1 protein-coding gene is annotated in these 514 nt (G+C 52.7%); it reads left to right on the forward strand.

All coding sequences use genetic code 11. The features are described from left to right. Positions 1-95 precede the first annotated feature (95 nt). On the forward strand, positions 96-514 hold a 419-nt coding region (locus HHA01_RS14710; RefSeq protein ID WP_141322071.1), incomplete at its 3' end, for a hypothetical protein.

Raw genomic sequence — 514 nt, forward strand, 5'->3', positions numbered from 1 at the left:
CTCTGGCCTATGAGTGCGGTATCAGAGTCGACATCTATGAAGCTCTAAAGCGGGTAGCCATGAGGCATCCCGCCGGAGCTGCGCTCGTTGCGTTCATGGAAGATGCCGAATCAGGCCGTGATTTGTGGGTGATAGAATATGGCTTCACTCCCGAGTTGTTTATGGAGGTTGGCTTGGGTGTTGGTCCCTCACCCACGGAAGACACGCTCGGTAACCACATGCTTAGAGCCGAGTATAATGTTCAGAAAGAGGTTTTTGAGGAGCCCCAGGGCCAGGTCAATATCAAATTGAGCGCTGTGGTGGGCGGCGGGATGATGGGGTATTTCGACAGCCTTTTTACCGAGGAAACGGTCTTCAAATACCGAGTGGAAATCGCGACCAGCGGCAGCATTGATATTACCATAAAGGATGGGAAGTGGGGTTACCAGCTTTCTCATGCTGGTGCTGTGCTTCGCGTACAGGGCTATAAGAAGGCGGATGTAGAGTCTAGTGAAGACGAGCCTGCTGTTGGTGG

It is taken from the genome of Halomonas halmophila, assembly GCF_006540005.1.
GTDB classification, from domain to species: Bacteria; Pseudomonadota; Gammaproteobacteria; order Pseudomonadales; family Halomonadaceae; genus Halomonas; species Halomonas halmophila.